This is a genomic window from Candidatus Cloacimonadota bacterium, from assembly GCA_011372345.1.
In the GTDB taxonomy this organism is placed as follows: domain Bacteria; phylum Cloacimonadota; class Cloacimonadia; order Cloacimonadales; family TCS61; genus DRTC01.
Genome location: DRTC01000207.1, coordinates 1 through 8,815, shown reverse-complemented (window position 1 = coordinate 8,815; position 8,815 = coordinate 1). Strand labels below are relative to the sequence as shown.

Annotated in this window: 8 protein-coding genes; all 8 read right to left on the bottom strand. The window is 36.2% G+C overall.

Going from position 1 to position 8,815, the window contains the following annotated elements; all coding sequences use genetic code 11:
* Positions 1 to 1,173, bottom strand: a 1,173-nt coding sequence (locus tag ENL20_04075) for a DNA topoisomerase IV subunit B (GenBank protein HHE37733.1), incomplete at its 3' end; no start/stop codon positions are given.
* A 760-nt stretch (positions 1,174 to 1,933) separates the two neighbouring features.
* Positions 1,934 to 2,512 (bottom strand): PASTA domain-containing protein, encoded by a 579-nt coding sequence (locus ENL20_04070; GenBank protein HHE37732.1) that lies wholly within the window; start codon positions 2,510 to 2,512, stop codon positions 1,934 to 1,936.
* A gap of 125 nt (positions 2,513 to 2,637) precedes the next feature.
* Positions 2,638 to 3,954, bottom strand: coding sequence for a 16S rRNA (cytosine(967)-C(5))-methyltransferase RsmB (rsmB, locus tag ENL20_04065; protein ID HHE37731.1), 1,317 nt, complete (start codon positions 3,952 to 3,954; stop codon positions 2,638 to 2,640).
* Positions 3,954 to 4,559: a Holliday junction branch migration protein RuvA gene (ruvA, locus tag ENL20_04060; protein HHE37730.1), complete on the bottom strand. Its 606-nt coding sequence runs from the start codon at positions 4,557 to 4,559 to the stop codon at positions 3,954 to 3,956. The genes rsmB and ruvA overlap by 1 nt, the downstream gene beginning before the upstream one ends.
* Positions 4,559 to 5,041, bottom strand: coding sequence for a crossover junction endodeoxyribonuclease RuvC (gene ruvC / locus ENL20_04055; GenBank protein ID HHE37729.1), 483 nt, complete (start codon positions 5,039 to 5,041; stop codon positions 4,559 to 4,561). Before ruvC ends, ruvA begins: the two co-directional genes overlap by 1 nt.
* Positions 5,038 to 5,787: a YebC/PmpR family DNA-binding transcriptional regulator gene (locus ENL20_04050; protein ID HHE37728.1), complete on the bottom strand. Its 750-nt coding sequence runs from the start codon at positions 5,785 to 5,787 to the stop codon at positions 5,038 to 5,040. The genes ruvC and ENL20_04050 overlap by 4 nt, the downstream gene beginning before the upstream one ends.
* A 39-nt stretch (positions 5,788 to 5,826) precedes the next feature.
* Positions 5,827 to 6,246: a hypothetical protein gene (locus ENL20_04045; GenBank protein ID HHE37727.1), complete on the bottom strand. Its 420-nt coding sequence runs from the start codon at positions 6,244 to 6,246 to the stop codon at positions 5,827 to 5,829.
* A 280-nt stretch (positions 6,247 to 6,526) separates the two neighbouring features.
* Entirely contained in the window at positions 6,527 to 8,581 is a 2,055-nt protein-coding gene (locus ENL20_04040) for an elongation factor G (GenBank protein HHE37726.1), read from the bottom strand.
* Between the last annotated feature and the right edge of the window lie 234 nt (positions 8,582 to 8,815).

Here is an 8,815-nt window from a genome sequence, read left to right as displayed (position 1 = left end):
CGTTAATTCTCTTGCTTTACGCGCTGCTTCCCGTGAACGAGCACCTAGAATTGCTTTCATAGCAATATGCTTGGCTTCCGTAGGATGTTCCTCAAAATATTCCATTAATTTTTCATAAACAATGGAATTGACAATACCTTCGATCTCAGAATTCTGCAATTTAGTTTTAGTTTGTCCTTCAAATTGCGGATCTTTTAATTTCACACTGATTATGGCTGCAATTCCTTCCCTGATATCACTTCCACCGGGAGTTACTTTTTCGTTTTTCAGAAGATTCGTACTTCTTATATAAGCATTTACAGCACGCGTCAGGGCAGATTTGAATCCACTTAAATGAGTTCCGCCTTCGATCGTATTGATGTTATTGGCAAAACTATAGATCAATTCCTGAAATCCTTCATTATACTGGATCGAAACCTCGAATTCCGTGCCGTTTCTTTGACCGGAAATATAAACCGGTTCTCCAAAAAGAACTTTCTTGTTCTCATTGATAAATTCGACAAACGATACAATCCCGCCATCATATTTGAATTCATGGACTTTTTCGTTTCTTTCATCTTTTAGAACGATGCGAATTCCTTTATTTAGAAATGCCAGTTCCCGCAAACGAACGGAAAGGTAGTCATAACTGAAATCGATCGTTTCGAAAATATCAGGATCAGGTTTGAAAATAACTTTTGTTCCGGTTTTATCTGACAATCCGACAATTTCCAACTCTTTTTGAGGAATACCTTTGGCGTAAGATTGATGATAGATCTTACCATTTTTATAGATTTCAACTTCGAGTTCTTCGGACAAGGCATTAACAACAGAAACTCCGACTCCATGCAAACCTCCGGAAACTTTGTAGGATTTATCATCAAATTTTCCCCCTGCATGAAGAACTGTCATCACGACCTGAACTGCCGGCACTTTTTCGGTTTTATGGATCTCGACCGGAATTCCCCTACCGTTATCTTCAACCGAGACTTTTCCATCTTGAGTAATGATCACGATGATCTCATCACAATATCCGCCTAAAGCCTCATCAATACTATTATCGACGACCTCGTAAACAAGATGATGAAGACCTCGTTCACCGATTCCGCCGATATACATGGTCGGTCGTTTGCGAACAGCTTCCAGACCTTTCAGGACTTTGATATTACTTGCTGTATATTTTGAATCAGACATAAAAATTCCTCTTCTTTTTTTAAGTAATTTAATGTTCAAAAAACCTTAAATTATCTGTGCCAAATAATAATCAAGGCTGATATGTGTCAACTATTTTATTTGCTTGATGTTAGATAGTTTTATCAGAATTTTTATGATTTCGAGGTTAGGTTTGTAACTTCTTATTATTCAGATAGTTATAAATGGATTCGAGATTATATTTTAGTGATGATGGATTTTTTTGTTAGAAATATTAGATAAAAGTTGATTATTACTGTAAATTTATTGTTTTTTTAAAATTCAGAAATATGGATTTTACCAATTTCTATTTTTGCATAAAATTTGTTTAACTGGACTCAACATTCATTGATCGTAAAAGCAGGTTTTGAGTTCTCAAGTTCCCGCAAGCTGAACATTCGATTAACTCAAGTTTCGTAGCAAAATAGTAAACCGTTAAAACGGTTATGTTCATAATTATCTGTAGTTTTGTTCACCCTGATAAATCGGGGTGTTAATCTGAATGAGGAAACAAATTTCGATGAAAGTCGATCAGAGTAGCACCACAATTGTTTACTCCGGTTTTGACGGACATTGTGGTGATAAAAAGTTTAAAAAGATTATCCGTAACCATTTCAATGGTTTTTATTTGTTTAGTAATAATGTTTTTTTATAACTGCTTAACTTGAATCAATTAAAATGAAAATACTTTTTCAACAAAAATATTTTTTCCGAAAAATAAGAGTTTATTAAACCATTAAAATTAACAAGCCAGCATCCTGTTTTACTTTCCTGCATCATCCAATAAATTCTTATATTTATCGTGTTTAGGAGAAACTTCAGGTAATTTTCCCAAACTAATGATCACATCGATCTTTGATTTTCGGGCAATAAGTTCATCTGCCATCGGTTGGGAAAATATCACTTTATCTTTCTTTACATAATCGGAATAACGAAAGATTTTCTTACCGAGGAAAAGCCCGGCATTTTCTAATTTCATTTTTGCTTCCATTACTCCCAGATTATCCAGGTAAGGAATTCTGACCATTTCAGGACCTTTGCTGACTACAACTTTTATTGTCCTGAATTTCTTGGTCATAATACCATGATGAGGTTCCTGCGAAATAATTCTTCCCTTTTCCAAGTCATTATTATGGATTGATTCACTTTGCTGAACATACAGTTTAAGGTCTTTACAGTTTTTACGGGCAACTTCAAAATCCATCGCGACAATATTCGGAACTTTAACTTCATTTCCATGACCCACAACTAATTTCATGAACATATTTACAGCAAAAAAACCAATTATAAAAGCGATCAATAGGATCGATAATGCAATCAAATATGGATTGATCTTTTTCATTATTTACTCCAATATGGTAAAACAAACAATCCCGTTTGTTTCTGTCCACAAGCAAGACTGTCTCAAGCTTTTGACTGATTGCTTGTGAACATTCAGCCAGATATTTTTCAAAACTTGAATGAAAACTATGAAATTCTTTTTAATTTTGCAGCAAATGCTCCGTCAATATTATTTTCATAAGGTAAAGTTTTAAGAAATCCTTTTTTGACAAATTTATCAGGAATCGTTCCGGATGCAGGGATTTTTTTGAAATTCTTATTTTTTTTCAGAAATTTGGAAATTTGCCTTTCATTTTCTTCTTCATTCAAAGTGCAGGTGCTGTAAACCATGAATCCATCTTTTTTAACAAAAGCAGAACCTGTCTTAAGAGCATTTTCCTGCAGTTTCAATAGTTTCGGCAAGTCTTGATTCAGTTGCCAGCGAAGTTCCGCCTTTTTTTGAAAAACTCCCCAACCTGTGCAGGGAACATCGAGCAGAACTTTATCGAAAGCAGGAGCAACAGGTCCATATTTGAAAGAATCTTTGGTAATGATCTGCATATTTTTAATTTGAAGCCTTTCCACTGCCTGTTTAATTTTTTTTATTTTTTGAGGAAATTTATCAACAGCAATTATTTCGCCGGTATTTTCCATCATTTCGGCAATATATGTAGCTTTCCCACCTGGACCGGCAAACAGGTCGAGAATCGATTCATCAGGAGCAGGATCGAGCAACTCGACAACGAGAGCGGAAGACGAATCCTGGATCGAATAATATCCTTCTGAAAAGGCAATATTATTTAATACTTCACTTGTCTGTTTGGAAATTAAAATATTATCCGAGACCTTGCTTTCCCGAACATCGATTTCTCTTCTCCGAAAATACTCGAGCAAGCGGGATTTATCAGTTGCCATTTTATTGATCCTGATATGAAGTTCAGGAATTTTATTAAAATATCTGCATAATTTTTCAGTATCGGAAACACTCCAATACTCCAGCCATTTATAAACTAATTCTTTGGGGAAAGAATATTGCAAAGCTAATCTATCGAGATCATTTTCCGGATATTTTATTTCTTTTGATCTTAAATATGCTCGCAGAACGGCATTGATGAAATTGGCGATATTCTCTCCATAAAGTTTTTTTGCGAGAGTTACTGATTCATTAACAGCTGCATATTCCGGGATAAAATCACAATAAAGGAGTTGGTATAAAGACAGATAAAGCAAAATTTTTATTTTTATGCTGGTGGAAGAATATTTGTCTTCTTCAGTATAAATAGAAGCGATATAATCAAGATTACCTTTCATCTTGAGGACACCTTTAACAAGCATATAAAGCAGACCAGCATCCGGTTGAGAATTTTCGATTTTCTTTGAAGTTTTGGAAAGAAGTTTATCCGAAAAAATGTTTTTGGTCAGGACTTTTAAAATGATTTTGTAGGCTTCATGCCTGATATTCATCATATATTTCTCTGATATAATGATTTTATAGTGGCTTTGATAACCTCTTCAGCGCTTTGATAATCGTTATCTTTTATCAATCTGGCAATTGTTTTTTTCACATCTAAAGGTTTATATCCGAGTGTTATCAGGGCGGATTCTGCTTCGTGTATTATATCCGGTTTTCCGGTTTCGGATGAAAGAATATCTTCGATCCCGATCTTACCGACTTTATCTTTTAATTCGATGATCAATCGTTCTGCTGATTTTTTTCCTAAACCAGGTACAGTTGAGATCAAACTAACATTTCCGGTTTGAACTGCCTGGATCAAATCCTGAACTGAAAGTCCGGAAAGAATCGATAATGCGGTTTTGGGACCGATCTTCGAGATGGAGATAAGTTGTCGAAAAAGCTCTTTCTCTTCCACAGAAAAAAAACCAAATAATCGGATTCCATCATTTTCGGTCATAGAAAAATGTATCTGGAATTCAATTTCTTTACCGATCTCGGGTAATTTATCGAAAGTACTTAATGGAATGTTCACTTCATAACCGACACCATGGCAGTCAATTACAGCGAAGGTTGGATTTTTCTTTGCCAAAATTCCTTTTAAATAAGCAAACATTACCTGCTCCTGAATCTTTCTTTATTAAATTGACACAAAGCTATTGCCAGAGCATCCATCGCGTCTTCAGATCGGTTTTCCAAATTCAAATTCAAGATCTTCTGGACCATATATTGAACCTGCTCTTTAGAAGCATTTCCATTACCCACAACAGATCTTTTTATTTCTCGCGGTGAGTATTCCAAAACTTTGATATTTTGTTCAGCCAGAGCTAAAAGGATTACACCCCGTACATGTCCCAGAATAAAAGCAGATTTGATATTTTTCCCATAAAATATGGATTCGACAGCAGCAATGTCAGGTTTGTATTTTGCAATTATTTGTTTGATCTCCGTGTAAACTACAGTTAATTTTTCAGGGAAAGTAAAACTTTGTTTGATTTTGATGACATCGCATCCAGCAGCAAGTATCCTGTTTTTCTGAACCTCGATAATGCCATAACCGCAATATTTACTTCCCGGATCAACTCCAATAATGATCAATTTATAAACAACCTCTCCATAGTTTCATCGGAAATTTCAAAATTCGCATACACTTTCTGGACATCATCCAGATCTTCAAGATTATCAATAAGTTTGAGCAATTTATCTGCAAAATCATCAGCCTTGATCGTATTTTTTGGAATCCTGGTCAGTTCGGCTTTCTCAATTTTATAACCTGCTTCTTCCAGGTTTTGCATGACTTGATGAAGTTCAGAATAAGGAGTTATTACCTGGAAAAAATCACCTTCCAGCGTGATGTCATCTGCTCCGGCATCGAGACCAGCCATCATGATCTCATCTTCGTTCAGATCGTTTTTGGGAATTTCGATCAAACCTTTCTGTTCAAAGATCCAGGAAACAGAACCGTTTTCTGCGAGAGTTCCTCCATATTTGGAAAAAGCATGCCTGACTTCCGAAACCGTACGCTGCTTATTATCAGTCAAGGTCTCAACCAAAATAGCAACACCATTGTGTCCGTAGCCTTCGTAAGTGAAATTTTCATAATTAACACCTTCGATCTCACCGGTTCCTCGTTTGATCGCTCTTTCGATGTTATTGTTCGGCATATTTGCTCCGCGAGCAGTGGAAACTGCAACCCTTAAACGAGGATTACTGTCAACATCTCCTCCGCCTTCACGAGCAGCCACGATTATTTCCTTGATCAATTTCGTAAAGAGCTTGCCTCTTTTGGCATCAGTTGCTCCTTTTTTATGTTTGATAGAAGCCCATTTACTATGACCGGACATTTTTCCCTCCGAGAAATTATGTATAAAAGGTTTAATCGTTTATTTCAAATAAGTTTTGGGAATATAAGGAGTTTCTGGATTTACAATTAGTTCCTGTTTTTTCGGATCGATAATTACATCCATATCTTCCATTGGGATAGAACCGAGTAAAATCGTAGAATCAGCAGGTAAAACCATAGCATCTACATTTGCTCTTCTATTCTTAAAATGGATTTCTACAGGACCCACAACATCTAATTTGTGTCTTGTTCCATCTGCAAGTTCAGCAACTTTTTCATCAACTTTGACCAAACCCAACTGACTCTTCACATTTTCATTGATCGCTAACATGTAAGCACCGGAATCAACCAATGATTTTACTTTTAGTTCCCGAATATCCTTTTTTTCGAGTTTTCCAACATTATGTAAGGCAACATCTAAACCGTTTCTTAAAGTTATTTCTGCGTAAACTAAACCCATCTTGACCTCCTGCAATTACTCTAAACTTTTCAAGTTTCATCACATACGCATAAAATTAAACAGGTTATTTCAGAGTGAAAACTTGAATTAAGTTTGCTTTGTCTGACTTGACTCAAGTTTTATAATCCATTGAGACATGTCAATTTAACTCATCCTGCAAGTGCCGGATAAGTCAAGTTTCCATTTTGTCTGGAAATTAAATTTTAGGAAAGAACATCAAATAACTTTCCGAATCTTACTATTGAGAATATCTTTGGAAGAAGCTTCGGAAAGATAAGCTTCATTCGTCTTTTTTATTAGCTTCAGCAATGACTTTAGAAGCTATGTCACCTGGGACTTTTTCAAAATGTGAAAATTTCTGAGTAAATTTTCCACGACCTTGAGTTAGAGATTTAAGAGCGGGATAATATCCGAATAATTCAGCAAGCGGAATATGAGCGTTTAAAATCTGTTTCTTTCCCTTTTGTTCCATTCCTAATATCTTCCCTCTACGCGTTGAAATATCTCCCATGACATCACCCATATATTCATTCGGGATAATTATCTGGGCTTCATAAACAGGTTCCAGGAGAATCGGTTTGGCAATCTCAAAAGCTTTTTTCAGGGCATTCCAGGAAGCTATTTTAAACGCCATTTCAGATGAATCGACATCGTGATAACTTCCGTAATAACAATCAACACTGATATCGACAATCGGATTTCCTGAAACAATACCTTTACCCATGATTTCTACAAGACCTTTTTCAATTGCCGGAATATATTTGCTTGGAATCGTTCCACCAACGATCGAATTTATGAATTCAAAACCTTCTCCCCTTTGTTTGGGGGCAACCCGGAAATAAACTTCTCCATACTGTCCTCTTCCACCGGATTGTTTTTTGTGTTTATAACTGATATCGGCTTTACCGGTAATTGTTTCTTTATAAGGAACTGAAGGTAAAGATAATTCCGCATCGATCTTATAACGGGATTTTAGTTTTTTGTTTAAAAAACTAATTTGCTGATCACCGATTCCGGCAAGAACATTCTCATTCGTTTCCGCATTCATTTCCAGAGTAATGGTCGGATCTTCATCTAACAGCTTGGTTAGAGCTGAACCGATCTTGTCTTCATCATGCTGGTTTACGGCTTTGATCGCCTGCCAGAAAACAGGAGTCGGAAGAGCGACTTTCTTTAACCTGATTTTTGATCCGATTTTGACCAGTGAATTAAAACTACGAGCAACTTTAATTTTTACCAAGCCCCCAATATCACCTGCGCTCAGTTCATCTGTTTCAGTTCTTCCTTTTCCTACAACATAATACATCGAACCGATTCTGTCCTTGCTATCTTTTTCCGGAACAAAAACTTCCATTCCGCTTTTCAGATTTCCTGAAAAAACTCTCACATAAGCAATATCACCCACATTCGGATCAGTAAACGATTTGAATACATAAGCACAAAGATCACCATTTATTGAAGTTGTAATTGTTTTTTCTTCTCCTTTTTCTTCGACTGTTATTTTATTCTTATCAGCAGGAGACGGTAAATAATCAGAGATCGCATTCATAATATCATTTACTGCGATATTAGAGGTTGCGGAACAGGCAAAAACAGGGATGAGGGTTCCAGCAGTTATCGCAGATTTAATCCCTGAGGAAAGTTCTTCGTCTGAAAGTTTACCAACTTCAAAATATTTTTCCAGAAGGTCGTCATCGCTTTCAGCAACTGCTTCCATCAAGGCTAATCGACTTTCCTCGACCTGATCAGCCATATTTGCAGGAATATCCGCTACCTTATCTTTGATAAATGCTTTTCCTTTTACGATGTCAACGATTCCTTCAAACCTGTGTTCAGAACCGATTGGCAGAAAGATAGGAATAGGATTCAGATCGGTATTTTCTTTGATCAGTTCGATAGTTTTATTAAAATCAGCACCTTCATTATCCATCCTGTTGACGATGATCCCTTTTGCTGCCGGAGAATTTGCCAGCAACTCCAGGGATTGCTCCAGACTGACTTCATATCCGCCATGAGCATTTGCTACAAAAAGAAGCGTTTCCGCTGCGAGTGAAGATGAAATCTGTTCTCCGGCAAAATCTGCATTACCCGGAGCATCAAGGATATTTATTTTATTATTTTTCCATTCAAAATAAGCAACACCCAAGGACATGGACATCCCTTTTTCGATCTCTTCCGCATTAAAATCCATGACCGTGTTTCCATCTTCAATTTTTCCAACTCTACTTGTTGCTTTCGCATTATAAAGCATCTGCTCGATCAGACTCGTTTTTCCGGCACCGCTCGCACCCACAAGAGCAACATTTCTGATATCTTTCCAATCATATTTTTTCATTTTTCCCCCGTTCTTTATATATAAAACATTTATTTTTTTTACTGGTTTAATTCCAGATTATGTAAAAAATTTAAAGGGTAATTTCTTGTCAATAATCTACTTTAAAATTGTGAATTCCCTGATTTTCTTTTTGGTTTTATTAATGTTTGGCAGCTGCCACGCTCTTCTTGCTTATCTTCTTGCTTGGCTGTGGAGCTGTTTGTTAGGCACTGATTCATTTTAATAACAAACATT